Here is a 23,015-nt window from a genome sequence, read left to right as displayed (position 1 = left end):
AGAAGCCTTCGTAATCGTTCTCGGCCTCGGCGGCGAGCGCACGATAGGCCGGCATGCCGGAAATGGTCGCCGCCTGTTCGAGCGCCGCGGGCGGCGCAAACTGACGGGTTTCGTGAAGAACCGATTCAATCGCAGACATCGACTACCCCTTGGTGAACATGAATCCTCTGCATGGCGGCGCGATCGTGCGCGCCGCGCGTCTTGACCGGCGCATGCGCGCCGCTGTCTCCTACCCACCACCCGCGCACGGCCCGAAGGCCGCTGCGCGATGCTGCGCCGCACCACGTCGCACGATGGCGACCGGGCGACCCGACCGTTTCCACAATAAGCGCTCCAACTTACCCGTCACTTACGTGGCACGGCCGTTTCGCCCGCCGGGCGGCGGCGCCTGTAGCTTTACGCTGTAACGAGCGCGACCCTACAATCCTAACTGAACTCGCCTTCCGGATTCCAGCTTGAATCGCTACGCTTTCTTTCTCGTCCTGTCGATGCTGTTCGTCGGCAGCAATGTCGGTATCGGCAAATCGATCGTCGTCTTCGTTCCCGTCGCCATCCTCGCCACGCTGCGCTTCGTGATTGCGATCGCCGTGCTGTGGCCGCTGTTCAGCCCGGTGAAGATGCGCGCGGTCAAACGCGGCGAATGGCTGAACCTGTTCCTGCAGGCGTTCTTCGGCACCTTCATGTTCACGCTGCTGATGCTGAACGGCGTGCAGCGCACGAGCGCGGTCGCGGCCGGCGTGATCACCAGCACGATCCCCGCAATCGTCGCGCTGTTCGCGTGGCTGATCCTGCGTGAAAAACCGAACGGCCGTGCGCTCGTGTCGATCGCGCTCGCGATCGCCGGCGTCGTGACGATCAACCTCGCCAACGGCAGCGCGGCCGGGCACGGCGCGTCGTCGTCGCTGACCGGCAACCTGCTGATCCTCGGCGCGGTATGCTGCGAATCGATCTACGTGATCCTGTCGCGCCGCCTCACGCAGACGCTCGCGCCGATCGACATCTGCGCGTACACGCACCTGTTCGGCCTGGGCCTGATGCTGCCGCTCGGCGCGACGGCCATGTGGCATTTCGATTACGCGAGCGTGCCGGCCGGCACGTGGGCGCTCGTCGTCTGGTACGGGCTGTCGGCCAGCATCTTCTCGTTCTGGCTGTGGATGAAAGGCATCCGGCACGTGCCGGGCAGCCTCGCCGGTGTGTTCAGCGCGGTGCTGCCGGTCGCCGCGGCCGCCTATGGCATCGCGTTCCTCGGCGAACGCCCGACGCTTGCACATGGCATCGCGCTCGCATGCGTCGTCACCGGTATCGTGCTGGCCAGCCTGCGCGTGAAACGCGTGCCGGCTGCCGCCTCCTGATCCGTCCCTGACAATGCCGGCGCGTCACTGCAGTCGCGCCGGCCGACGCGTTACAATAGCGCGCCTTTTCAAGATTACCCCCGATACCTGCGCACCGCGCCCGACTTTCCATCATGTCTGCCCCGCATTCGCCTGGCCGCCCCGCGCGTCGCCCGCTTCGCCCGCTTCCCGCGTTGATTTTCATGAGCCGCTGGCTCCAGGTTCCGCTTTACCTCGGCCTGATCGTCGCGCAGGCCGTCTACGTATTCCTGTTCCTGAAGGAAGTCTGGCACCTGCTGTCGCATGCGACCAGCCTCGACGAAATCAGCGTGATGCTCGCAGTGCTCGGCCTGATCGACGTGGTGATGATCTCGAACCTGCTGATCATGGTGATCGTCGGCGGTTACGAAACGTTCGTGTCGCGCCTCGGCATCGAGGGCCACCCCGACGAGCCCGAGTGGCTCGACCACGTGAACGCGGGCGTGCTGAAGGTCAAGCTGTCGATGGCGCTGATCAGCATTTCGTCGATCCACCTGCTGAAGACGTTCATCAACCCCGACCAGCACACGACGCACGCGATCATGTGGCAGGTGATCATCCACGTGTCGTTCCTGGTGTCGGCGCTCGTGATGGCATGGGTCGACCGCCTGACGACGCACACGCACCCGGCCCATTTCCACGAGCCGCACGCCCGCGACGCACACGCGCCTGCAGCGAACGAGTCCCGCAAGCCGGCCGACGCAGCCGTCAACGCATAAACGCATTCCCCACAGTCCTCACAGAGTCTCAGCCATGACCGTCATCAAACAGGAAGACCTGATCCAGAGCATCGCGGATTCGCTGCAGTACATCAGCTACTACCATCCGCTCGACTACATCCAGGCCCTCGGCCGCGCGTACGAGCTGGAAGAAAGTCCGGCCGCGAAGGATGCGATCGCGCAGATCCTCACGAACAGCCGCATGTGCGCGGAAGGCAAGCGCCCGATCTGCCAGGACACCGGCATCGTGACGATCTTCGTGAAGGTCGGCATGGACGTGCGCTGGGACGGCGCGACGATGGGTCTCACCGACATGATCAACGAAGGCGTGCGCCGCGGGTACACGCACCCGGACAACGTGCTGCGCGCGTCGATCGTCAATCCGCCGGAAGGCGCCCGCAAGAACACGAAGGACAACACGCCGGCCGTGATCCACTACGAGATCGTGCCGGGCGACAAGGTCGACGTGCAGGTCGCGGCAAAGGGCGGCGGCTCGGAGAACAAGTCGAAGTTCGTGATGCTGAACCCGTCCGACTCGATCGTCGACTGGGTGCTGAAGACGGTCCCGACGATGGGCGCGGGCTGGTGCCCGCCCGGCATGCTCGGGATCGGCATCGGCGGCACGGCCGAAAAGGCGATGCTGATGGCGAAGGAATCGCTGATGGAGCCGATCGACATCCAGGAAATCATCGCGCGCGGCCCGAAGGACTGGGTCGAGGAACTGCGCGTCGAACTGCACGAGAAGGTCAACGCGCTCGGCATCGGCGCCCAGGGCCTCGGCGGCCTGGCAACGGTGCTCGACGTGAAGATCATGGCGGCACCGACGCACGCGGCATCGAAGCCGGTCGCGCTGATCCCGAACTGCGCGGCCACGCGCCATGCACACTTCGTGCTCGACGGCTCGGGCCCGGCCAAGCTTGAAGCGCCGTCGCTCGACGCATGGCCGAAGGTCAACTGGGAGCCGAATACCGAAACCAGCAAGCGCGTCGACCTGAACACGCTGACGCCGGAAGAAGTCGCCAGCTGGACGCCGGGCCAGACGCTGCTGCTGTCGGGCAAGATGCTCACCGGCCGTGACGCTGCACACAAGCGCATCGCCGACATGCTCGCGAAGGGCGAGACGCTGCCGGTCGACTTCACGAACCGCGTGATCTACTACGTCGGCCCGGTCGATCCGGTCCGCGACGAAGTGGTTGGCCCGGCAGGCCCGACGACGGCCACGCGCATGGACAAGTTCACTGAGACGATGCTCGCGCAAACCGGCCTGATCTCGATGGTCGGCAAGGCCGAGCGCGGCCCGGTCGCGATCGACGCGATCAAGAAGCACAAGGCGGCCTACCTGATGGCGGTCGGCGGCGCGGCGTACCTCGTGTCGAAGGCGATCCGCGGCGCGAAGGTGCTTGCATTCGAAGACCTCGGCATGGAAGCGATCTACGAGTTCGACGTGCAGGACATGCCTGTAACAGTTGCTGTCGATTCGTCGGGCACGTCGGTGCACCAGACCGGCCCGAAGGAGTGGCAGGCGAAGATCGGCAAGATCCCGGTCGCGGCCGCTTAAGCGCGACCGAACGAAAGGCCGGACGGGAGTCCGGCCTTTTTACTTCTCATTCTCATTATTGTGTGCGGCCGATGATTCGAGGCTGATTCTCATTACACGCAAAAGGCAGGCCCGGCAAGGCTTTGAGGCTTGGCTTTTCTCGTTCGAGCGATTATCGTTCGGTTTCTGAAGCCCCACTGAACAAGGAACAAGCCATGCAAGGCGACAAGAAAGTCATCGAATATCTGAACGCCCAGCTGAAGAATGAACTCACGGCGATCAACCAGTACTTCCTGCATGCGCGCATGTACAAGCACTGGGGCCTCGAGAAGCTCGGCAAGCACGAGTACGACGAGTCGATCGGCGAAATGAAGCACGCCGACTGGCTGATCGAGCGCGTATTCATGCTCGACGGCCTGCCGAACCTGCAGGACCTGCACAAGCTGCTCGTCGGCGAGGAAACCGAAGAGATCCTGAAGTGCGACCTGAAGCTCGAGCAGATCTCGCAGTCCACCTGCAAGGAAGCGATCGCCTACTGCGAATCGGTGCGTGACTACGTGTCGCGCGAGATCTTCGAAAAGATCCTCGACGACACCGAAGAGCATATCGACTGGCTGGAAACGCAGATCGACCTGATCGGCAAGGTCGGCCTGCAGAACTATCAGCAAACGATGATGGGTTCGCCGGAGTAAGCGCGCTCCGCCCTTCCCGCGATCGCCTCCAGCCCCTTCATGTCGACACCTTCCGTTATCGCTGCGACGGCCTCGACCGTCGCCCCCATCGGCATCTTCGATTCCGGGCTGGGCGGCCTGTCGGTGCTGCGCGCCGTGCGCGCGCAACTGCCCGACGAATCGTTCATCTACGTCGCCGATTCGCACCACGCGCCGTATGGTCCGCGCGACGAGGCGTTCATTACGGAACGCACGCTGGCAATCGGCGAGTGGCTGGCCCGCGAAGGGGCGAAAGCGCTCGTCATCGCCTGCAACACCGCGACCGCACGTGCGATCGCCGCGATCCGCGAACACCTGTCGATGCCGCTCGTCGGCGTCGAGCCGGGCATCAAGCCGGCCGCTGCCGTGTCTGCGAGCGGCGTCGCGGGCGTCCTCGCCACGCAGTCGACACTGAACAGCCCGCGTTTCCAGGCGCTGCTCGACCGCTACGGCGCCGGCCGCCGCTTCATCTGCCAGCCCGGCCACGGGCTCGTCGAGGCCATCGAGCGCGGCGACACGAATTCGCCTGCATTGCGCGCGTTGCTCGACAGCTACCTGCAACCGATGCTCGACGACGGCGCCGATACGCTGGTTCTCGGATGCACGCACTACCCGTTCTTCACGGAAACGATTTGTGACCTTGTGGGCGACCGCCTGACGATCGTCGACACCAGCGACGCGATTGCACGCCAGCTCATGCGGGTGCTCGACGAGCGCAACCTGCGCGTGCCAGCCGGCACGCGCGCGGCGCCACCCCGCTTCTGCTCGACCAGCGACGGCCGTCAGTTGCAGGTACTCGCATCGACGCTGCTCGGCCTCGCTGCATCAGTTGAATCCGTCACGATTTCCTCGCCGAACGCGCGCGCCTGCGCGACCGCCTGACACGGGCCGGCACGCCCTCTTCCGCGTGCCGCTCTCCCACCCCGCCGTTTCAAGGGTCCGATGACCTTAAAAAAAGCCCGACCCAGGCTTGTCAACGCCCGCAAATTTAATGATAATAATTCGCATTAACGTTAGCTATCGCAACTCATCATGATCGTCTGCGTGTGCAAGTCTGTTTCCGATCGCAAGATTCGCGCGTCCCTCGCAGAGGGCGTGAACTCTTTCGATGAACTCCAGTTCGAGCTCGGCGTGGCCACGTGCTGCGGCAAGTGCGAGGAGTCCGTACGCGACCTCATGGCCGAACAAGGCGTCTGCGCGAGCCGGTGCGGTGTCGAGCATCACGCTCACCCGATCCCGGTCACGTTCTACGAACGCAAGGCCGCCTGACCGGCGCCGCGTGTGCGCAAGCGGCCCAGGCCGCATTTTTGTTTTGACCGTCAGCAAGCCACCGTCTGCGCGAGCCAGCGGCTTACCTGCCAAGGAGCCTGTCATGGAATTGCTGATCGGATTTGTGACCACCGTTTGCATCTCGCTGCTGATCTTCCGCAAGTGATGCCGATTCACCCGCCGCGCCCCGGGTGCGACATCGTTCTTTCAAGCTAACATGCAGGCTTCGCATCTCGCTCCTGCCGGCGCCATGCCGGCTGCACCACGTATGAATCCCCGAGTGATCGTCGTCGCGGTCGGTGTGCTTGCCGCACACGCGATCATGCTGACGGCCGCCTGGCTCCATCGCAACGCGCCGCCGCCGAAAACGGTCGAAGCCCAGTCGATCACTGCGCAACTCATCGCACCGGCACCGGTCGCCAAGCAGGTCGCGGCCGAATCGCTTCCGCAGCCCGCGCCGCCGAAGCCCGTACCGCGCGTGAAGCCGAAGGTCGAGCCAAAGCCGGTGCCGAAAACAGCGAAGCCGGCGCCACAGCCGCTCGCGCAATCGCCCGCTCCATCGCCCATTCCGGCACCGGCCGCCGACCCGACACCCGCACCCGCCGCGCCGGCGCCTGCCGCACCTGCCGCCACGCCCGGCCCGGCTCGCGAAACGATGCAGGTCAGCGCACCGAAGAACGTATCGACGCTCCAGTGCAATTTCGTGAAGCCCGATTACCCGTCGATGTCGCGCCGCCGCGGCGAGACGGGCACGGCCAACGTTCGCTTCGTCGTCGGCGTGACCGGCAAGATCGAAAGCATCACCCTGCAGAAGAGCAGCGGCTACTCGCGCCTTGACGAAGCCGCGCTCGACGCGACGCGCGCCACCACCTGCCAGCCATATCTCGAGAACGGCCAGGCGATCCGCGTCGCGCATATCCTGCCCTACAACTTCACGCTCAACGATTAACCTGCCTCATCAGGAAGATTCAAAGGGAAACAAGAAAATGCAAAGCTACGGTATCGCGCACGTCTGGGCGCAAGGTGATTTCGTCACGCGTGCCATCGCGATCACGCTGCTCGTGATGTCGGTCCTGTCGTGGATCGTGATCGTCATCAAGGGCTGGAACGTGATCCGCCTGAGCCGCCTCACGAAGAACGCCGAACAGGCGTTCTGGCATTCGGACAACTTCGACGACGGCATCAAGAAGCTCGGGCTCGCCGCCTCGACGCCGAACGACAACCCGTTCCTCGCGCTTGCGCTGTCGGGCAAGGAAGCCGCCGATCACCACCACCAGACGCAACCGCACCTGCATGACCGCATGGACGTGTCGGACTGGGTCACGCGCTGCCTGAAGGACACGATGGACGAAGGCATCTCGCGCATGCAGAGCGGCCTCGCGATCCTCGCGTCGGTCGGCAGCACGGCGCCGTTCGTCGGCCTGTTCGGTACGGTCTGGGGGATCTACCACGCACTGCTCGCGATCGGCGCAACCGGCCAGACGTCGATCGACCAGGTCGCGGGCCCGGTCGGCGAATCGCTGATCATGACCGCCTTCGGCCTGTTCGTCGCGATCCCGGCCGTGCTCGGCTACAACGCACTCACCCGTGCGAACAAGGGTGTCGTCAGCAAGCTGCGCCGCTTCGCGCACGGCCTGCACGCGTATTTCGTGACGGGCGCGAGCCTCGCGTCGTCGTCGACGCGCGACGGCCTGCGTCTCGCGGCGCGCGCCAGCTGAGGCGGGGTGAACCATGGCAATGAACACCGGTTTCAGCGACGATGACGACGATGCCGTGATGAGCGAGATCAACATGACGCCACTCGTCGACGTCATGCTCGTACTCCTGATCATTTTCCTCGTGACGATCCCGGCGATGCAGCATGCGGTGAAGATCGACCTGCCGCACGCCAGCAGCCAGCCCGTCGAAGAAAAGCCGCAGACGGTCGACGTCGCGATCCAGGGCGACGGCACGATCCTGTGGGACGACCACACGGTCACGCGCGAACAATTGCAGGCACGCATCGCGGAAGCGGCAAAACGCACGCCGCAGCCGGAGTTGCACCTGCGTGCGGACCGCAAGGTCGCCTATGAACACGTCGCCGAAGTGATGTCGGATGCGCAGGCAGGCGGCCTGACGAAGCTCGGCTTCGTGACGGAGCCGACTGCGAAAGCGAAGTAACACACGCGCAACCAGGTACTCGCCGGCTGCACCGTGCCGCCCACGCCTAACAGGCCGCACACAAAGTAAAAGGCCTTCATCGCCAGATGAAGGCCTTTTTTCATGCGCACGCGGGCGCCTTCGGGCGGCGGGCTCTTTGGCGGTATCGGTTGCGCCTCGAGCAACGCAAATGCGACTCTGCCGTGGTCTGCACGGACTGCGCGTTCTGCCCTATCTGGCTCACAATATATGCGGCCACCTGATTTCGCTCAGAACTTCCTTCACGAAATGGGATTTCAATATAGGCCCGCACGCACGCGCATTCAAGGTTCCTGCGATTGAAACTTGCGATTGCCGGCGACGCTTCAATGACAAAACAAATTTGCGTCGCCGGGCGCGTCGTGTTCAGGTCGCCGAAACATCGGTCGCCGCTTCCTTCTTCGCACGCTCCGGGCACCCCGGATCCTTGTACGCGCCGTGATCGAGCTTCTCGACCAGATAGTCGACGAACGCACGCACCGCGGGCGGCATCCCCTGCCGCGACACGAACACCGCGTACAGTTGCGGCACCGGCAGTGTCCAGCCCGGCATCACGGGCGATAGTTGCCCCGCGCGCAGCGCATTGCCGTACATCATCTCCGGCAGGGCCGCGATGCCGAGGCCATCGAGCACAGCTTCGCGGATCGTCATCAGGTCGGCCGTCACGAGCCGCGGGTCGTGCTCGTGCACGTGTCGCGTACCGTCCGGTGCGATCAGGTTGAACACGTGCCGCCCGTCGACGCTCGGCGTATCGAGTGTCTCGAAACCGCTCAGGTCGTCCGGCACCAGCGGCGGCGCATTCTGGCTCAGCAGGCTCGGCGCGCCGACCAGCATCTGCTCGGTGCGCCACAGCGGCCGCACGACGATGTTGGCGTTCTGCGGCGGCTCCGAGCGCACGCGCAGCGCGACGTCGATCGAATCCTCGAACAGGTCGATCACGCGATTCGTCACGCGGACGTGCACCTTCACCTCGGGATAGCGGCGCAGGAATTCGGGCAGGATGCGCGATAGCATCGTCTGCGACAGCGTCACGGGCACGCTGACGCGCACCGAGCCACGTGGCGATGAGCGCAACTGCTGGACCGCGTTCATCGCCGCCTGTGCTTCTGCCAGCATCGCCTGGCAATGCTGGTAGAACAGTTCCCCCGCCTCGGTCAGCGCGAGCTTGCGTGTGGAACGCTGCAGCAGGCGCACGCCGAGCGCCGCCTCGAGCTCGGTGAGGCGCCGCGACAGGCGCGATTTCGAGATGCCCAGCACGCGTTCCGCGGCAGAGAAACCGCCGTGTTCGACGACCTGCGAGAAGTACATGAGGTCGTTCAGGTTATGTGCATCGATATTCATGTCATCGTTCCAATTTCAGAACAATCCATTGCGAACCATCGCGAATTGAACGGTAAAACGCCCAATATAATAGCGCTATGTTTCAAAAATAACGCTATTCCGTTGATTTCGAGGGCTTCCGCATGACGACCGCTCGCTCGCTTGACCGTACGTTCCCCGCGCTTCGCACGACCGAAGGCGGCGGCTTCGTGGTTCACCGTCCGTTCCCGACCCGGCTGCTGATGGATTTCGATCCCTTCCTGCTGCTCGACGAAATGGGTCCGGTCGACTACGCGCCCGGCGAAGCCGTCGGCGCGCCCGCCCACCCGCATCGCGGCTTCGAGACCGTGACCTACGTGCTTGACGGGCACTTCCGCCATCACGACTCGGCCGGCCATGCGGGCGCGCTCGGCCCCGGCGACGTGCAGTGGATGACGGCCGGCGCCGGCGTCGTGCACAGCGAGATGCCGGATCCCGCGTTCGCGCAGGCGGGTGGCCGCTCGCACGGATTCCAGCTGTGGGTCAACCTGCCGCGCCGCGACAAGCTGATCGCGCCGCGCTACCAGGAGATCTCCGCCAGCCGCATTCCGACCGCCACGTCGCCGGACGGCCGCGCGCGCGTGCGCGTGATCGCCGGCGAGGCGTTCGGCGTACGGGCCGTGATCGAGACGCGCACACCGATCCTCTATCAGCACTTCACGCTGGAACCCGGCGCAACGGTCACGCAGCCCGTGCCGGCCGGCTATCGCGTGTTCGCCTATCCCATCGACGGAACGGGCCTCTACGGGCCCGACAGGCAGGCCGTCGACGCGCGACACATGATCGTCTACGGCTGCGACGGCGACACCGTCACGTTCGCCGCCGGCGACACGCCGCTCGACCTGCTGCTGATCGGAGGCGTACCACTCAACGAGCCAATCGTCCGCTACGGCCCGTTCGTGATGAATACCGAGGAAGAGATCCGGCAGGCGGTCGTCGATTACCAGACGGGTCGCATGGGCCGCATCGAAGCATGAGGCCTCAGCGGGCGCGCAGGTGCCGCGAAACCGCCCGTTTTGCGTCACAATGACTTCTTGAACCACGTGGCCGCCCGCCACCAGAAGGAACCCGTCCCCTTGAACTTCGAACATCTGATCCAGATCAATTCCGACGATCCGGCCGTGCCGACCCTCACCCGCGACCAGCTCTGGGAAGGTCTCGTGCTGCGTGCCGAGCAGCCGCAACTGTTCGTGCTCGGTCTCGACAGCTGCGTCGTCCACGAACGGACGGACACGACGCTCGAACGCGAACTGCACTACGGTCACGCGACCGTGCGCGACCACGTCACGTTCACGCCGAACCAGCAGGTTCGCTATGACATCCGCGCCGCCGACGGCGAGATCGGCGGCTCGCTGACGATGACGATCGAGGAACGCGACGACCACGAGCTGTTCCTGCGTTTCGAATACCGCACGACGCTGGTCGTCACGGACGACAGCGAAGACGCGCGTCAGACGCACGGGATCGTCAAGGAAGCGTACCGCACGTCGGATATCGACACGGTCCGCCTGATCCGCGAGTACGCGCAGGGCCGCAAGGACCCCGATCCGCTCCACTGAACCCGATGGCGGCCTGCAGGCCGCCTCTTTGACTCAAGCTATCAGGTTTTCTATTTCGATCGATAAAGAGTTTTTGTAAATGGGAATAGTTATCATTTAGAATTCATTCCATCGTATCGACAGTCACCGATCAAACCGAATGACCGACACCATGCGCCCGACCACGCTGACCTTGCGCCGCACGACCGGCACCGCAGGCAGCAGCCGTCAGAAGACGGCAGCGGTCACCACGCCGGCAAAACCCGCCGGCAACCGCGATGCAGGCACGCGGGTCGTCAGCAGCGATGCGCTGCTGCAAGGCCAGAGCCACGTCAGCATCGCGCATAACGGAGAGACCTATCAGTTGCGCGCCACACGGCTCGGCAAGCTGATCCTGACGAAGTAACGACAGAGTATTGTGGGGACCACCTCCCTGAGAGGTGTTGGGCAGTAGCCAGCGTAACGGCTTGCACGTGAGATCTAGACCCCTTCGTGCAAACACACTCAAGCAGCCGTTGCAGCAAGCCAAGCCACTTTTTTTGGTTCTCGCACAAGGAAGTAAAAAAAAGCGACACGTCCTTCGACGTGTCGCTTTTTTGTTTGGGCCGCCAATGCGCGAAGCATGCCGCCCAGGTTCGTTACCGCGTCGATGCGTGACCGCCGAAGCGGCCCGCGAGTCGTTTCAGAACCCCCAGAACATCAACCACCATGCGCTGTCGATGACGGCAAGCCCGGCGGCGAACCACGCGAATGCCGCAAGCCGGCGCGGCCAGGCCGCATAGCGCCCCGTCACTTTCCACGCGAGCCACGCACTCCATGCGTTGGCGCCGACCAGGATCGCGATGCGCACATCCGTCGCCCAGCCGAGCGGCACATGCTCGGCACGCAGCAACGACAGCGTCGTGGCCGACAGGCCAAGAAACACGCCCGCGCCCGCGATCGGGATCAACGCCTGCGCGAGGTGATGCAGCCGCACGCGATCGAAGCGGCCGAGCATCAGCGTGGCGCCGGCCAGCAGCACCAGCAGCGCCGTGCCGTACACGAGCCCCGTGCCGACGATGTAGCTGACGATCAGCCCGCCATCGAGCCACGAGAACACGTCGTTGCGATCCGGATAATGCGTGAGCAGGAACCACGGCGCATTGGTTTCGAGCGGCCACGTGATGTCATGGTCGATCAGCCAGCCCGCGAGCCATTGCTTGATCTGCACGAACCACGGGCTGACGGTCCAGTGGAACGCACCGATCGCGACGCCGAGCAGGCCGTACAGGATCAGCGCGGTGTCCCACGGATTCGCCTGCTGCGCGCCGAGGTTCACGACTTCGTCGGACGGCGAGCGCAACGACAGCGAAATCGCATCGCGGTGCCCGCTGCAGCGGCCGCACATATGGCACGCCGCCGCCCCCTTCATGTTGCGCAACGGTACGAGCGGCGCGCAGTTGATCGGAATCACGCGATGGCCATGCTCGCCGTTCTTGTACGAACGGCGCCATGCATCCTCGTCGACCTTGTAGCGCATCGGCGCGAGCCGCGCGAGCAACCCGAACACGCCGTTGACCGGGCACAGGTACTTGCACCACACACGCTTCTCGCGGCCGTACAGCACGCCGATCACGATCGCGCCGACGGTCGAGCCACCGAGCACGAACAGCACCGCGAGCGGGTACTGGTACACGCTCACCATCTGCCCGTAGATCGTCGTGAGCCCGAACGCGACGAACGGCCAGCCGCCCCACCGCATCCAGCGCGGAATCGGGCCGCCGCGGCCGAACTTGCTCGCGTATTCGGTGAGCGCCCCTTCCGGGCACAGCACGCCGCACCATACACGGCCGAGCATCACCATCGACAGCAGCACGAACGGCCACCAGATGCCCCAAAACGTGAACTGCGCGATCAGCGTGAGGTTGCTCCACAGGTGCGCGGAGTCGTCCGGCAGCGGCAACACCGCCGGCACGATGATCAGGAACGCATAGACCGCGACGACGGCCCACTGGATGCCGCGGATCAGCGCGCCGTGGCGCTGCATCCACTGGCCGGCCTGCGCGAGCCAGCCCGGCTTGGCTGCGGCGGCAACGCTCATGCCGTGCGACCTGCAGCAACGACCGGACGACGGCTCGCGCGCTTCATCAGCAGCCAGACCACCGCCCAGTACACCGCATAGGCGACCAGGTTGGTCAGTGCCGGGTGCGCGCGATAGCCGGTCAGCGTCGCGACGAGCGAGCCGAACGTGCCCGAATCATCGAGGATCGCGGACGTGTCCCACACCTGCGAAATGCCGAGCGGCAGGATTTCCTTGTCGATCAGCTTGTCGACGCCGGTCTGGAACAGGCCCGCGCCGAGGAACAGCAGCATCACTTCGGTGACGCGGAAGAAATGCCGCCACGAGAAGTACTTGCCGCCGAGCTGCAGCAGATAGAACGTGAAGAACGCGAGGCCGAGGCCGATCACGACCGCGAGCATCTGGCTACCGTCGACGTGACCCGACTGGCCGAAACCGAGGCCGTACAGGAAGATCACCGTCTCGCTGCCTTCGCGCGCGATCGCAAGCGCGACCAGCACCGCGACGCCCCACCAGTTCGAATCGCGCGTGCTCTGCTGCAGCGATTGCTCCATGTCGCGCTTCAGCGTACGGCCGTGCCGGCGCATCCACAGCACCATCTGCACGATCAGCACGCATGCGATCAGCACCATGGCAGTCTGGAAGTAGTCCTGCGCGTCGCCGGACAGCACTTCGGTGAAACCGACCAGCGCGGCGCCGAGGCCGACGGCCATCAGCAGGCCGACACCGACGCCGGCCCAGAGAAAAGGCAGGCCGCGGCGCGCATCGTCGTCGCCGTTTTTCAGCCATGCATAGAGAATGCCGACGACGAGCAGCGCTTCGACGCTCTCCCGCCAGACGATGAACAAGATCTGACCCATCGATACCTCCTGACGCGCGGTACACCGGGCAGGTGTGCCTGCGCGCAGATAAAACGTGTTACTTCGCGACGATCACGCCCTGCGCCTGCTGGTGGAAATCGTCGAAAAACTTGTATTCGCCAGGCGACAGCGGCGCGACGACCACGAACGAATCAGCGCCCGGCGCAAGCACCTTCTCCTTGCGCAGTTGCACGCTCTCGAATTCGGCGGCGCCCTTGCCGGTGTTCTTGATCTCGATCTTGAAACGCTGGCCGGCCGGCACTTCGATGCGGGCGGGAGTCAGCTTGCCGTCCGCCATCTCGAGCTTGAACGTCGGCAGATCGGCAGCGTACGCTGCGCCGGCAAGCCACAACGCAGCGGCTGCGGCAACGATTTTCTGGGGAATTTTCATTCTGGGTTCTCTACGCCGACGGCGCGCCGAAGCGCGCCGTCCGTGATGCCACCGATCAGTAACCGCCCTTCTTGCCGATACCGGCGAACGGGAAGTCGTACTCGAGGGTAACGGGCTTGAACCATGCGCCCACGCCCGTTTCCTTGTCGATGTGGCGGCCGAATGCCATGTGGCCGCTCTGCATCGGCGGCTTGACGACCATCGTCAGGTGGTACTTGCCCGGGCCGTTCAGTTTCACGTTGTCGCCGTAGTGCGGGCCGTCGCTCGCGACCATGCCCATCAGGTCGCCTTCAGCCTTCCACTTCGTGTCGCCCTGCTTCGTCAGCTTGTACGTGACCTGCAGGTACGGCATCCAGTCGCCTTCCGCGAAACCCGTCGGGTTGTTCTTGACCGCATGGATGTCGGCCTCGAGGTGGATGTCGGAATCCGATGCCTTACGCATCATCCCTTCCGGGTCCATCGTGATCGGCTGCAGGTACACCGCGCCGATTTCCATGCCGCCCTGGATCTGCTGCTTGCCGATCGGATATTCGGCAGCCGAGGCCGACATCGCGGCAAGCGCCGCCGCTACCGCAACCGTCGTGCGGATGAACGAAGAACCCAACATGGACACTCCTTGTTATTTGTCTGACTATATGACGACATGCGTGCCGCCGCCTGGACAGCTCGCCGAAAACACTAACGCGATGAAGAACGTTAATGCGAACAATTCTCAATAATGGTGGAGTTTAGCACCGAACCTGTTTCGGAACAAACGGCGAACCGTGTAAACCCCTGATCCGACAAGGCTTACAGGTCCGTTACCGCAAGGTTTCAGTGACGCTTGGAAAGATTTACCGGCCGCCGTTGACGTGGTCGCCGACGTTCGCGCCGAACACGCGCTCACGCAGTAGCGCAAGCTGATCGCGGGTCGCGGCGGCCTTCTCGAACTCGAGGTTCTTTGCGTAGTCGGCCATCTGCTTCTCGAGGCGCTTGATTTCCTTGGCAAGCTGCTTTTCCGACATATCCTCGAATTTCGCGCGCTGCTGCGCTTCCTTCAGCTCCGCGCGCGCTTCGTCGGCGTTGTACACGCCATCGATGATGTCCTTGATGCGCTTCACCACGCCACGCGGCGTGATGCCCATCTGCTCGTTGTAGGCGATCTGCTTCGCGCGGCGCCGCTCGGTCTCGCCGATCGCGCGCTTCATCGACTCGGTTATGTTGTCCGCGTAGAGGATCGCCTTGCCGTTCACGTTCCGCGCCGCGCGGCCGATCGTCTGGATCAGCGAGCGCTCCGCGCGCAGGAAGCCTTCCTTGTCCGCGTCAAGGATCGCGACGAGCGACACCTCGGGAATGTCGAGCCCTTCCCGCAACAGGTTGATCCCGACCAGCACGTCGAACGTGCCGAGCCGCAGGTCGCGAATGATCTCGACGCGTTCGACCGTGTCGATGTCGCTGTGCAGGTAGCGCACCTTGACCCCGTGATCCGCGAGAAACTCGGTGAGCTGCTCGGCCATGCGCTTCGTCAGCACGGTGATCAGCACGCGCTCCTCGGCCTTCACGCGCGCGTTGATCTCGGCCAGCACGTCGTCGACCTGCGAGCTCGCCGGCCGCACTTCGATTTCCGGATCGACGAGGCCCGTCGGCCGAACGACCTGTTCGGCGATCTGCCCCGTCACGCGCTTCTCGTAGTCAGCCGGCGTGGCCGACACGAATACGACCTGGCGCATCTTGCGTTCGAACTCGGGGAACTTGAGCGGCCGGTTGTCGAGCGCCGACGGCAGCCGGAAGCCGTAGTTGACGAGGTTTTCCTTGCGCGCGCGGTCGCCGTTGTACATGCCGTTCAGCTGGCCGATTAGTACGTGCGACTCGTCGAGCAGCATCAGCGCATCGGGTGGCAGATAGTCGACGAGCGTCGGCGGCGGATCGCCGGGCGCCGCACCCGAGAAATGCCGCGAGTAGTTCTCGATGCCCTTGCAGAAGCCCAGCTCCTGCAGCATCTCGAGATCGAAGCGCGTGCGCTGCTCGAGGCGCTGCGCCTCGACGAGCTTGCCGTCGCCGTGAAAGAACTCGAGCCGCTCGCGCAGTTCGTCCTTGATCGTCTCGACCGCGCGCATCACGGTGTCGCGCGGCGTCACGTAATGCGACGACGGATACACGGTGAAGCGCGGAATCTTCTGCCGCACGCGCCCCGTCAGCGGATCGAACAGGTGCAGCGTCTCCACCTCGTCGTCGAACAATTCGACGCGCACGGCCAGCTCCGCGTGTTCGGCCGGAAAGATGTCGATCGTGTCACCGCGCACACGGAACGTGCCGCGCTGGAAATCCTGATCGTTGCGCGTGTACTGCATCGCGATCAGCCGCGCGATCACGTCGCGCTGGCCAAGCTTGTCGCCGGCGCGCAGCGTCAGGATCATCTGGTGGTATTCGGACGGGTTGCCGATACCGTAGATCGCCGACACCGTTGCGACGATCACGACGTCGCGACGCTCCATCAGGCTCTTCGTCGCCGACAGCCGCATCTGCTCGATGTGCTCGTTGATCGACGAGTCCTTCTCGATGAACAGGTCGCGCTGCGGCACGTACGCTTCAGGCTGGTAATAGTCGTAGTACGAGACGAAGTACTCGACCGCGTTGCGCGGAAAGAACTCGCGAAACTCCGAGTAGAGCTGCGCGGCGAGCGTCTTGTTCGGCGCGAACACGATCGCCGGGCGGCCGAGCCGCGCGATCGTATTCGCCATCGTGAAGGTCTTGCCCGAACCCGTCACGCCGAGCAGCGTCTGGAACGAGAGACCGTCCTCGACCCCTTCTACGAGCGTGTCGATCGCGGTCGGCTGGTCGCCTGCGGGCGGATACGGTTGGTACAGCTGGAACGGCGACCCTTCGAAGGTCACGAATTTCGATTCGTCGAGCGCGTCGCCGGTTTCGGCATGGTGTTCGGACATGGAATGCGGCCGGAGCGAGGGCAAAGAAAGCATTCTAGCGCTTCGCGGCCTCGCGAACTGCTGTCGGCTCCTGACGCGCGACGGCCGTCCGGAATCGCCATTTCCGGACGCATTTCGCCGCCGAAACGCCGCCCCCGCCTGCGCGAATTCGCTACAATGTCACGCTGCTGCGCTTTCCGGCGTCGTGCCTGCCCGCGCGGTCCGCCGCGCCCCGCCCGTTGAAAGTCTGACCCTCTTTTCACTACTGCCGAATCATCATGTCGCTCTTCTCCGCTGTCCAGCTTGCTCCCCGCGACCCGATCCTGGGCCTGAACGAAGCCTTCAACGCCGATGCGCGTCCGACCAAGGTCAACCTCGGCGTCGGTGTGTACACGAACGAAGAAGGCAAGATTCCGCTGCTGCGCGCGGTTCGCGAAGCCGAGAAGGTGCGTGTCGAGGCCGGCCTGCCGCGCGGCTACCTGCCGATCGACGGGATCGCCGCCTACGATGCGGCCGTTCAGAAGCTGCTGCTCGGCAACGATTCGCCGCTGATCGCAGCAGGTCGCGTGGTCACGGCCCAGGCACTGGGCGGCACGGGCGCGCTGAAGATCGGCGCCGATTTCCTGCGCACCGTGAATCCGAACGTGAAGGTCGCGATCAGCGATCCGAGCTGGGAAAACCACCGCGCGCTGTTCGAAGCAGCCGGCTTCGAAGTCGTTGCGTACCCGTATTACGACGCTGCCACCAACGGCGTGAACTTCGAAGGCATGCTGTCGGCACTGAACGGCTACGAGGCAGGCACGGTCGTCGTGCTGCACGCGTGCTGCCACAACCCGACCGGCGTGGACCTGACCGAAGCGCAATGGCAACAGGTCGTCGACGTCGTGAAGGCGCGCAACCTCGTGCCGTTCCTCGACATGGCCTACCAGGGCTTCGGCGAGAACATCGAGGCCGATGCCGCCGCCGTGCGCCTGTTTGCCGCAGCCGACCTGAACGCATTCGTGTCGTCGTCGTTCTCGAAGTCGTTCTCGCTGTATGGCGAGCGCGTCGGCGCACTGTCGATCATCACGTCGAGCAAGGAAGAAGCGACGCGCGTGCTGTCGCAACTGAAGCGCGTGATCCGCACGAACTATTCGAACCCGCCGACCCACGGCGGCGCCGTGGTCGCAGCGGTGCTCGCATCGCCGGAACTGCACGCTTCGTGGGTGCAGGAGCTCGGTGAAATGCGCGATCGCATCCGCGCAATGCGCAACGGTCTCGTCGAACGCCTGAAGGCAAGCGGCGTCGATCGCGACTTCAGCTTCATCAACGCACAGCGCGGGATGTTCTCGTATTCGGGCCTGACCTCAGCGCAAGTCGATCGCCTGCGCGACGAGTTCGGCATCTACGCGGTCGGCACGGGCCGGATCTGCGTCGCAGCGCTGAACACGCGCAACCTCGACGCGGTCGCCAATGCAATCGCAGCCGTCCTGAAGTAACACGGCGTGAGCGGGCGGCGGCCGTTATCGGCCCCGCCCTGCCGAAATAGAAAACGCGCTCCACGGAGCGCGTTTTTTTTATGCCATTCTCCGTCGGGCAGCTACATCGCCCGCACCTGCGTCACTGCATGAACCAGCCGTGGCTGACGACGACCGACTGGCCCGTGAGCGCGGCGCTCGGGAACGCCGACAGGAACAGCACCGTCTGCGCGACGTCCTGAACGGTCGTGAACACGCCGTCGACCGTATTGCCGAGCATCACCTTCTTCACCACTTCCTCTTCGCTGATCCCGAGCTCCTTCGCCTGCTCAGGAATCTGCTTGTCCACCAGCGGCGTGCGCACGAAACCCGGACACACGACGTGCGAGCGCACGTTGTGCTTCGCACCTTCCTTGGCCAGCACGCGGGCCAGGCCGAGCAGGCCGTGCTTGGCCGTCACGTACGCCGACTTCAGCGGCGACGCTTCGTGCGAGTGCACCGAACCCATATAGATCACGACGCCGCCGCGATCGTCCTTGTACATGTGCTTGAGCGCGGCCTTGGTCGTCAGGAACGCGCCGTCGACGTGGATCGACTGCATCTTCTTCCAGTCGGAGAACGAATAGTTCTCGATCGGGTTGACGATCTGGATACCTGCGTTCGACACGAGGATGTCGACCGAGCCGAACGTTTCGGCCACCTTGTCGATGCCGCTGTTCACGGCTTCCTCGTTCGTCACGTCCATCGCGACGCCGATCGCCTTGCCGCCCGCCTTGACGATCTCGTCGGCGACGGCATTCGCGCCGTCCTGGTTCAGGTCGGCGATCGCGACGGCCGCGCCCGCCTTCGCGAGCTCGAGTGCGATTTCCTTGCCGATGCCGCTCGCGGCGCCCGTGACGACTGCGGTCTTGCCGCTCAGATCTGCTGCCATGTCCGTCTCCTCCCGTTGTCGGATCGATAAAACAAGCGCCCGCCGCATCCGCAACCGTCGCGCGATCGTACCGGCGGGCCAGCCGTCATTGTGCACGATCGGCCCCGCCGTTCGCGCACAAAACGTCTAAGCTTAAGGTCGGTTCTGTCACGCAGGAGATTCGCATGCACTATCGACGGCTAGGCCGCTCCGGCCTGCAGATCAGCGCGCTTTCGCTCGGTTCGTGGGTGACGTACGGCAACCAGGTCGACCAGCGGGTCGCGCGCGAATGCCTGGCTGTGGCCCGCGACGCAGGCGTCAATTTCTTCGACAACGCCGAGGTCTACGCCGGCGGCAAATCCGAGGAAATCATGGGCCACGCGCTCAAGTCGCTCGACTGGCCGCGCGTCAGCTATATCGTGTCCACGAAGTTCTTCTGGGGACTCGCCGAGGCGCCGAACCAGTATCACACGCTGAACCGGAAATACCTGCTGAACGCCATCGACGGCTCGCTGCGCCGGCTGCAACTCGACTATGTCGACCTCGTCTATTGCCATCGCCCCGACCCGAACACGCCGATCGAGGAAACCGTCTGGGCGATGAGCGACATGATCGCGCGCGGCAAGGCGCTGTACTGGGGCACGTCGGAATGGAGCGCCGACGAGATCCGTGCCGCGTGCGAGATCGCCGAACGGCATCACCTGCACAAGCCCGTCGTCGAGCAGCCGCAGTACAACCTGTTCCACCGCACACGGGTCGAACAGGAATATTCGCGGCTGTACGACGACTACGGTCTTGGCCTCACGACCTGGAGCCCGCTTGCGTCGGGCCTGCTCACCGGCAAGTACCGTAACGGCGTGCCGCCCGGCAGCCGCGCGCAGTTGCAGGGTTACGACTGGATGCGCGACCGCCTGACCGATCAGGCCGCCAACGACATCGTCGAACGGCTCGGCGAAATTGCGGCCGAGCTCGGCTGCAGCACGGGCCAGCTCGCGATCGCGTGGGTGCTCGCGAACCCGCGCGTGAGTTCGGTCATCACGGGCGCGTCGCAGATCGAACAGATTGGCGACAACATGCGCGCGCTCGACGTTGCCGCGAAGCTGACGCCAGATGTGAAGCAACGTATCGAAGAGGTAGTCGGCGGTGCGTACGAATAAGGCGATGCACGGCCACTCGCGTACAATACGCGGCCGCATCGGCGCCCGGCCCGACAGCCGCGCACGATCGACCGCTTTCATCGATTCACCTTCCGTTTCAGGCAGCCCGCCATGCTCAGTTATCGTCACGGTTTTCACGCAGGCAACCACGCGGACGTGCTCAAGCACGCCGTCGTCGTCCAGCTGCTGCGCTACCTGAACAAGAAAGACAAGTCCTACTGGTACATCGACACGCATGCCGGTGCCGGCGTGTACTCGCTGCGCGACGGCTACGCGGCGAAGACATCCGAATTCGACACCGGTATCGGCCGATTGTGGAACGAAAAGAACCTGCCGGAAGCGCTGGGCGACTATGTGGATGAAGTCCGCGCGCTGAACGACGACGGTGAACTCCGGTTCTATCCCGGCTCCCCGTACATCGCATGGCGATCGATGCGCGATCAGGATCGCATGCGCCTGTTCGAAATGCACACGACGGAAATCGACGTGCTGCGCCACAATTTCCGCGATGCGGGGCGACGCGCGATGATCTTCGCCGGCGACGGTTTCGAAGGTATCAAGGCGCTGCTGCCGCCGCCGCCGCGACGCGCACTCGTGCTGATCGATCCGTCCTACGAGGACAAGAAGGATTACGCGCGCACGGTGACTTGTGTGACGGAGTGTCTCAAGCGTTTCGCGACGGGCTGCTATGCAATCTGGTACCCACAGGTGACCAGGACGGAATCACAGCGCTTTCCCGAGCAGTTGAAGCGCCTGCAACCGAACAACTGGCTGCACCTGACACTGACGGTGTCGAATCCGCCGACTGACGGACTGGGTCTTTACGGCAGCGGGATGTTCATTCTGAATCCGCCGTATACGCTCGCTCAGAGCATGAACGAGGCACTGCCCTACCTGGTCGAGATGCTGGGACAGGATAGTGGCGCCCGCTGCCAGATCGAGCACCGCGGTAACTGATCGGGCGACGGCTGACCGTTACGGCTGAAGTCTCGGCGCGAGCCTCGGCTGGTTGGCCGGCTGCCCACCCCACGCTGGAACATTGATATACGGCGCAACGAACAGCGGGACCGACGTGTTCTGCGCCTGCCCGGCCGGAGCCCGCATGCCTGCCGGCTCGACGATCGGCTCGGAAGACAACGGTGCCGTCTGCAGCACCAACCCGCCCTTGCCATCCTGGATACCGCGTTGCGTATCGAGAATCAGCGGCTTGGACGACGTCGCGGCGGCGGCCGCGAGCCCATGGACGAGCACCGCCGCGCCCAAAACGAGACGCGCGCGGGCACTTCGACGCACATCGAGACGCAAACGCATGATGGTGTCCTTCAGGATAAAAAGCAGGTGCATACCATAGCGCTGCACTGACGATTGCGCCAGATCCGGCGCACAAAAAAACAAAGCCCCGTCAATACGGGGCTTGCTTATCGTTCGGTGCCACGTGGCAGCTGACGGTGACTCCGATTACAGCGAGTAGCCGTTGGTTTCGAGCGAGCGGATGCGGCTCTCGAGCTGGACGATGTCCGACGACGTAGCAAGGTAAGCCTCACGGCGTTCACGTTCTGCGGATTCGAACCAGTTGCTCAGCTTTTCGACGATGTAGGCGATCATGACGTTCTCCAAGGAAGAGGGACCCCTGGTGAATCGAGATTCAGGGATTTCCCGTATAGGGTTATCCCGAATTATAGCGATGCCGCACCAAGATGCTAGTGAAATCCTTGCATGAAAACCATTCCATTTCGGAATAGCCGATCACCAATCCGGCGTAACCTGTTGATTTTTATGGGAATCGAATCGAGGCCTGTTTCGGACCTCGAGTACGCGCACTAATTTGGTTCACCGACGGGGTCGGACAGGCGCGCCAAAATCGGGCATTCGGGCCACCCGTCACCATGACAGTGCGCCGCGAGATCGGCCAGTGTGTCGCGCATGTCGCTCAGCTCCGCGATGCGCTTGTCGAGTTCGGCCACGTGCTCGAGCGCAATCGACTTCACTTCGGCGCTCGCGCGGGAACGGTCTTGCCAGAGCATCAACAGCTTGCGGATGTCCTCGACGAGAAAGCCAAGCCGCCGCGCCTGACGAATGAAACGCAGGATATGGATTTCATCCGCGCCGTAGATCCGGTAGCCGGCGTCGGTACGCTTGCTCGGCGCAAGCAGGCCAACCTGTTCGTAGTACCGGATCATCTTTGCGCTGACTCCGGATTCGCGCGACGCGTCGCCGATATTCATTCCCACCCTCTCCATCAAGCCCTGATTTCGAACATGAACGTCGACGAGTGCAATCGCCGACGGCACTTCGATCGTATCAAATCGCGTGGTTTCCTTCCGGGGTAAGGCTGACTGCGGGATGGCAGCTGATTGATCTGGCGGGCGGGCGAGGGAAACGTGATGAATGGAGCGCTCTTCCGCCATCCCCATGCATTTCCGTCGCCGCAATGCAAAAACCCCCGCCTTTCGGGCGGGGGTTTCTGGCTTAGGGAGCCTGACGATTACCTACTTTCACACGGGAATCCGCACTATCATCGGCGTAGAGTCGTTTCACGGTCCTGTTCGGGATGGGAAGGGGTGGGACCGACTCGCTATGGTCATCAGGCAAAGAGGG

25 protein-coding genes, 1 rRNA gene and 1 pseudogene are annotated in these 23,015 nt (G+C 63.9%); 15 read left to right on the top strand and 12 right to left on the bottom strand.

The features are described 5' to 3' along the window. A pseudogene (locus tag G3N64_RS31920) lies at positions 1-139 on the bottom strand (AMP-dependent synthetase); the annotation flags it as partial. 316 nt (positions 140-455) lie between these two features. Between G3N64_RS31920 and G3N64_RS31915 the strand changes: the two are divergent. The 9 genes from G3N64_RS31915 to G3N64_RS31875 all read left to right on the top strand — a co-directional run bounded on the left by G3N64_RS31915 (position 456) and on the right by G3N64_RS31875 (position 7,765). Then, positions 456-1,352, top strand: coding sequence for a DMT family transporter (locus G3N64_RS31915; protein ID WP_205787735.1), 897 nt, complete (start codon positions 456-458; stop codon positions 1,350-1,352). 113 nt (positions 1,353-1,465) lie between these two features. Further along, positions 1,466-2,089 (top strand): TIGR00645 family protein, encoded by a 624-nt coding sequence (locus G3N64_RS31910; protein ID WP_205787734.1) that lies wholly within the window; start codon positions 1,466-1,468, stop codon positions 2,087-2,089. Positions 2,090-2,123: 34 nt separating this feature from the next. Then, the gene (locus G3N64_RS31905; protein ID WP_205787733.1) at positions 2,124-3,647 is read left to right on the top strand and encodes a fumarate hydratase; all 1,524 of its coding nucleotides are present in this window, start codon (positions 2,124-2,126) and stop codon (positions 3,645-3,647) included. 194 nt (positions 3,648-3,841) lie between these two features. After that, on the top strand, positions 3,842-4,318 hold the full coding sequence (gene bfr / locus G3N64_RS31900; protein ID WP_011352652.1) for a bacterioferritin: 477 nt from the start codon (positions 3,842-3,844) through the stop codon (positions 4,316-4,318). A 39-nt stretch (positions 4,319-4,357) separates the two neighbouring features. Beyond that, on the top strand, positions 4,358-5,218 hold the full coding sequence (gene murI, locus G3N64_RS31895) for a glutamate racemase (protein WP_205787732.1): 861 nt from the start codon (positions 4,358-4,360) through the stop codon (positions 5,216-5,218). A 150-nt stretch (positions 5,219-5,368) separates the two neighbouring features. After that, positions 5,369-5,605, top strand: a complete 237-nt coding sequence (locus tag G3N64_RS31890) for a (2Fe-2S)-binding protein (protein WP_039370093.1) — start codon at positions 5,369-5,371, stop codon at positions 5,603-5,605. 217 nt (positions 5,606-5,822) lie between these two features. Then, positions 5,823-6,554, top strand: a complete 732-nt coding sequence (locus tag G3N64_RS31885) for an energy transducer TonB (RefSeq protein ID WP_205787731.1) — start codon at positions 5,823-5,825, stop codon at positions 6,552-6,554. A gap of 37 nt (positions 6,555-6,591) precedes the next feature. Continuing rightward, the gene (locus G3N64_RS31880; protein WP_205787730.1) at positions 6,592-7,323 is read left to right on the top strand and encodes a MotA/TolQ/ExbB proton channel family protein; all 732 of its coding nucleotides are present in this window, start codon (positions 6,592-6,594) and stop codon (positions 7,321-7,323) included. Between the two features lie 13 nt (positions 7,324-7,336). Next, a complete protein-coding gene (locus tag G3N64_RS31875) occupies positions 7,337-7,765 on the top strand; it encodes a biopolymer transporter ExbD (protein WP_205787729.1) in 429 nt (142 codons plus the stop codon). A gap of 384 nt (positions 7,766-8,149) precedes the next feature. Here G3N64_RS31875 and G3N64_RS31870 read toward each other — a convergent pair whose 3' ends face one another. Further along, positions 8,150-9,124 carry a LysR family transcriptional regulator gene (locus G3N64_RS31870; RefSeq protein ID WP_205787728.1) on the bottom strand — a complete coding sequence of 325 codons (975 nt, stop codon included), beginning with the start codon at positions 9,122-9,124 and terminating at the stop codon, positions 8,150-8,152. 122 nt (positions 9,125-9,246) lie between these two features. On the opposite strand from G3N64_RS31870, the gene G3N64_RS31865 reads away from it, so the two are divergent. From G3N64_RS31865 to G3N64_RS31855, 3 genes are all read left to right on the top strand, one after another. Further along, a complete protein-coding gene (locus G3N64_RS31865) occupies positions 9,247-10,119 on the top strand; it encodes a pirin family protein (protein ID WP_205787727.1) in 873 nt (290 codons plus the stop codon). A 99-nt stretch (positions 10,120-10,218) separates the two neighbouring features. After that, positions 10,219-10,701 carry an SRPBCC family protein gene (locus G3N64_RS31860; protein WP_205787726.1) on the top strand — a complete coding sequence of 161 codons (483 nt, stop codon included), beginning with the start codon at positions 10,219-10,221 and terminating at the stop codon, positions 10,699-10,701. 139 nt (positions 10,702-10,840) lie between these two features. Beyond that, positions 10,841-11,086 carry a hemin uptake protein HemP gene (locus G3N64_RS31855; protein ID WP_043188753.1) on the top strand — a complete coding sequence of 82 codons (246 nt, stop codon included), beginning with the start codon at positions 10,841-10,843 and terminating at the stop codon, positions 11,084-11,086. Between the two features lie 276 nt (positions 11,087-11,362). On the opposite strand, the gene G3N64_RS31850 is transcribed toward G3N64_RS31855, so the two are convergent. The 5 genes from G3N64_RS31850 to uvrB all read right to left on the bottom strand — a co-directional run bounded on the left by G3N64_RS31850 (position 11,363) and on the right by uvrB (position 16,914). Further along, complete coding sequence (locus G3N64_RS31850; RefSeq protein WP_205787724.1) at positions 11,363-12,760, bottom strand: 4Fe-4S binding protein; 1,398 nt, start codon at positions 12,758-12,760, stop codon at positions 11,363-11,365. Continuing rightward, positions 12,757-13,599: an FTR1 family protein gene (locus tag G3N64_RS31845; RefSeq protein WP_205787723.1), complete on the bottom strand. Its 843-nt coding sequence runs from the start codon at positions 13,597-13,599 to the stop codon at positions 12,757-12,759. Before G3N64_RS31845 ends, G3N64_RS31850 begins: the two co-directional genes overlap by 4 nt. A 58-nt stretch (positions 13,600-13,657) precedes the next feature. Continuing rightward, on the bottom strand, positions 13,658-13,990 hold the full coding sequence (locus G3N64_RS31840) for a cupredoxin domain-containing protein (protein ID WP_021163416.1): 333 nt from the start codon (positions 13,988-13,990) through the stop codon (positions 13,658-13,660). 55 nt (positions 13,991-14,045) lie between these two features. Next, positions 14,046-14,597 (bottom strand): iron transporter, encoded by a 552-nt coding sequence (locus tag G3N64_RS31835; protein ID WP_059233631.1) that lies wholly within the window; start codon positions 14,595-14,597, stop codon positions 14,046-14,048. Between the two features lie 226 nt (positions 14,598-14,823). Beyond that, positions 14,824-16,914, bottom strand: a complete 2,091-nt coding sequence (gene uvrB, locus G3N64_RS31830; protein WP_205787722.1) for an excinuclease ABC subunit UvrB — start codon at positions 16,912-16,914, stop codon at positions 14,824-14,826. Between the two features lie 257 nt (positions 16,915-17,171). Between uvrB and G3N64_RS31825 the strand changes: the two genes are divergently transcribed. Then, positions 17,172-18,371 carry an amino acid aminotransferase gene (locus G3N64_RS31825; RefSeq protein ID WP_205787721.1) on the top strand — a complete coding sequence of 400 codons (1,200 nt, stop codon included), beginning with the start codon at positions 17,172-17,174 and terminating at the stop codon, positions 18,369-18,371. A 121-nt stretch (positions 18,372-18,492) separates the two neighbouring features. On the opposite strand, the gene G3N64_RS31820 is transcribed toward G3N64_RS31825, so the two are convergent. Continuing rightward, a complete protein-coding gene (locus G3N64_RS31820; protein ID WP_205787720.1) occupies positions 18,493-19,281 on the bottom strand; it encodes a 3-hydroxybutyrate dehydrogenase in 789 nt (262 codons plus the stop codon). A gap of 164 nt (positions 19,282-19,445) precedes the next feature. Here G3N64_RS31820 and G3N64_RS31815 point away from each other — a divergent pair, with 164 nt between their 5' ends. Together G3N64_RS31815 and rlmJ are read left to right on the top strand one after the other, a co-directional pair. Further along, positions 19,446-20,417: an aldo/keto reductase gene (locus G3N64_RS31815; protein ID WP_205787719.1), complete on the top strand. Its 972-nt coding sequence runs from the start codon at positions 19,446-19,448 to the stop codon at positions 20,415-20,417. A gap of 111 nt (positions 20,418-20,528) precedes the next feature. After that, positions 20,529-21,374 carry a 23S rRNA (adenine(2030)-N(6))-methyltransferase RlmJ gene (gene rlmJ, locus G3N64_RS31810; RefSeq protein ID WP_205787718.1) on the top strand — a complete coding sequence of 282 codons (846 nt, stop codon included), beginning with the start codon at positions 20,529-20,531 and terminating at the stop codon, positions 21,372-21,374. Between the two features lie 18 nt (positions 21,375-21,392). On the opposite strand, the gene G3N64_RS31805 is transcribed toward rlmJ, so the two are convergent. The 4 genes from G3N64_RS31805 to rrf form a co-directional block, all read right to left on the bottom strand. Continuing rightward, positions 21,393-21,761 carry a hypothetical protein gene (locus G3N64_RS31805; protein WP_205787717.1) on the bottom strand — a complete coding sequence of 123 codons (369 nt, stop codon included), beginning with the start codon at positions 21,759-21,761 and terminating at the stop codon, positions 21,393-21,395. Positions 21,762-21,875: 114 nt separating this feature from the next. Beyond that, positions 21,876-22,022: a DUF3563 family protein gene (locus G3N64_RS31800; RefSeq protein WP_006478295.1), complete on the bottom strand. Its 147-nt coding sequence runs from the start codon at positions 22,020-22,022 to the stop codon at positions 21,876-21,878. Positions 22,023-22,237: 215 nt separating this feature from the next. Next, the gene (gene cueR, locus G3N64_RS31795) at positions 22,238-22,642 is read right to left on the bottom strand and encodes a Cu(I)-responsive transcriptional regulator (protein ID WP_205787736.1); all 405 of its coding nucleotides are present in this window, start codon (positions 22,640-22,642) and stop codon (positions 22,238-22,240) included. Between the two features lie 251 nt (positions 22,643-22,893). Further along, positions 22,894-23,006, bottom strand: a 5S ribosomal RNA gene (gene rrf / locus G3N64_RS31790). Positions 23,007-23,015: the final 9 nt, after the last annotated feature.

Origin of the sequence: Burkholderia sp. Ac-20344, from assembly GCF_017104975.1 — a bacterium.
Taxonomy (GTDB): domain Bacteria; phylum Pseudomonadota; class Gammaproteobacteria; order Burkholderiales; family Burkholderiaceae; genus Burkholderia.
This window is presented reverse-complemented; position numbering and strand designations above follow the sequence as displayed.

Excerpts from the sequence above, each read along its gene's own strand:
- G3N64_RS31850 (WP_205787724.1), bottom strand. The coding sequence starts at position 12,760 with ATGAGCGTTGCCGCCGCAGCCAAGCCGGGCTGGCTCGCGCAGGCCGGC.
- G3N64_RS31825 (WP_205787721.1), top strand. The coding sequence starts at position 17,172 with ATGTCGCTCTTCTCCGCTGTCCAGCTTGCTCCCCGCGACCCGATCCTG.
- rlmJ (WP_205787718.1), top strand. The coding sequence starts at position 20,529 with ATGCTCAGTTATCGTCACGGTTTTCACGCAGGCAACCACGCGGACGTG.
- G3N64_RS31875 (WP_205787729.1), top strand. The coding sequence starts at position 7,337 with ATGGCAATGAACACCGGTTTCAGCGACGATGACGACGATGCCGTGATG.
- G3N64_RS31870 (WP_205787728.1), bottom strand. The coding sequence starts at position 9,124 with ATGAATATCGATGCACATAACCTGAACGACCTCATGTACTTCTCGCAG.
- G3N64_RS31885 (WP_205787731.1), top strand. The coding sequence starts at position 5,823 with ATGCAGGCTTCGCATCTCGCTCCTGCCGGCGCCATGCCGGCTGCACCA.
- G3N64_RS31820 (WP_205787720.1), bottom strand. The coding sequence starts at position 19,281 with ATGGCAGCAGATCTGAGCGGCAAGACCGCAGTCGTCACGGGCGCCGCG.
- G3N64_RS31905 (WP_205787733.1), top strand. The coding sequence starts at position 2,124 with ATGACCGTCATCAAACAGGAAGACCTGATCCAGAGCATCGCGGATTCG.
- G3N64_RS31890 (WP_039370093.1), top strand. The coding sequence starts at position 5,369 with ATGATCGTCTGCGTGTGCAAGTCTGTTTCCGATCGCAAGATTCGCGCG.
- G3N64_RS31815 (WP_205787719.1), top strand. The coding sequence starts at position 19,446 with ATGCACTATCGACGGCTAGGCCGCTCCGGCCTGCAGATCAGCGCGCTT.
- bfr (WP_011352652.1), top strand. The coding sequence starts at position 3,842 with ATGCAAGGCGACAAGAAAGTCATCGAATATCTGAACGCCCAGCTGAAG.
- murI (WP_205787732.1), top strand. The coding sequence starts at position 4,358 with ATGTCGACACCTTCCGTTATCGCTGCGACGGCCTCGACCGTCGCCCCC.
- G3N64_RS31835 (WP_059233631.1), bottom strand. The coding sequence starts at position 14,597 with ATGTTGGGTTCTTCGTTCATCCGCACGACGGTTGCGGTAGCGGCGGCG.
- G3N64_RS31910 (WP_205787734.1), top strand. The coding sequence starts at position 1,466 with ATGTCTGCCCCGCATTCGCCTGGCCGCCCCGCGCGTCGCCCGCTTCGC.
- G3N64_RS31800 (WP_006478295.1), bottom strand. The coding sequence starts at position 22,022 with ATGATCGCCTACATCGTCGAAAAGCTGAGCAACTGGTTCGAATCCGCA.
- uvrB (WP_205787722.1), bottom strand. The coding sequence starts at position 16,914 with ATGTCCGAACACCATGCCGAAACCGGCGACGCGCTCGACGAATCGAAA.
- G3N64_RS31855 (WP_043188753.1), top strand. The coding sequence starts at position 10,841 with ATGACCGACACCATGCGCCCGACCACGCTGACCTTGCGCCGCACGACC.
- G3N64_RS31845 (WP_205787723.1), bottom strand. The coding sequence starts at position 13,599 with ATGGGTCAGATCTTGTTCATCGTCTGGCGGGAGAGCGTCGAAGCGCTG.
- G3N64_RS31805 (WP_205787717.1), bottom strand. The coding sequence starts at position 21,761 with ATGCACCTGCTTTTTATCCTGAAGGACACCATCATGCGTTTGCGTCTC.
- G3N64_RS31880 (WP_205787730.1), top strand. The coding sequence starts at position 6,592 with ATGCAAAGCTACGGTATCGCGCACGTCTGGGCGCAAGGTGATTTCGTC.
- cueR (WP_205787736.1), bottom strand. The coding sequence starts at position 22,642 with ATGAATATCGGCGACGCGTCGCGCGAATCCGGAGTCAGCGCAAAGATG.
- G3N64_RS31865 (WP_205787727.1), top strand. The coding sequence starts at position 9,247 with ATGACGACCGCTCGCTCGCTTGACCGTACGTTCCCCGCGCTTCGCACG.
- G3N64_RS31840 (WP_021163416.1), bottom strand. The coding sequence starts at position 13,990 with ATGAAAATTCCCCAGAAAATCGTTGCCGCAGCCGCTGCGTTGTGGCTT.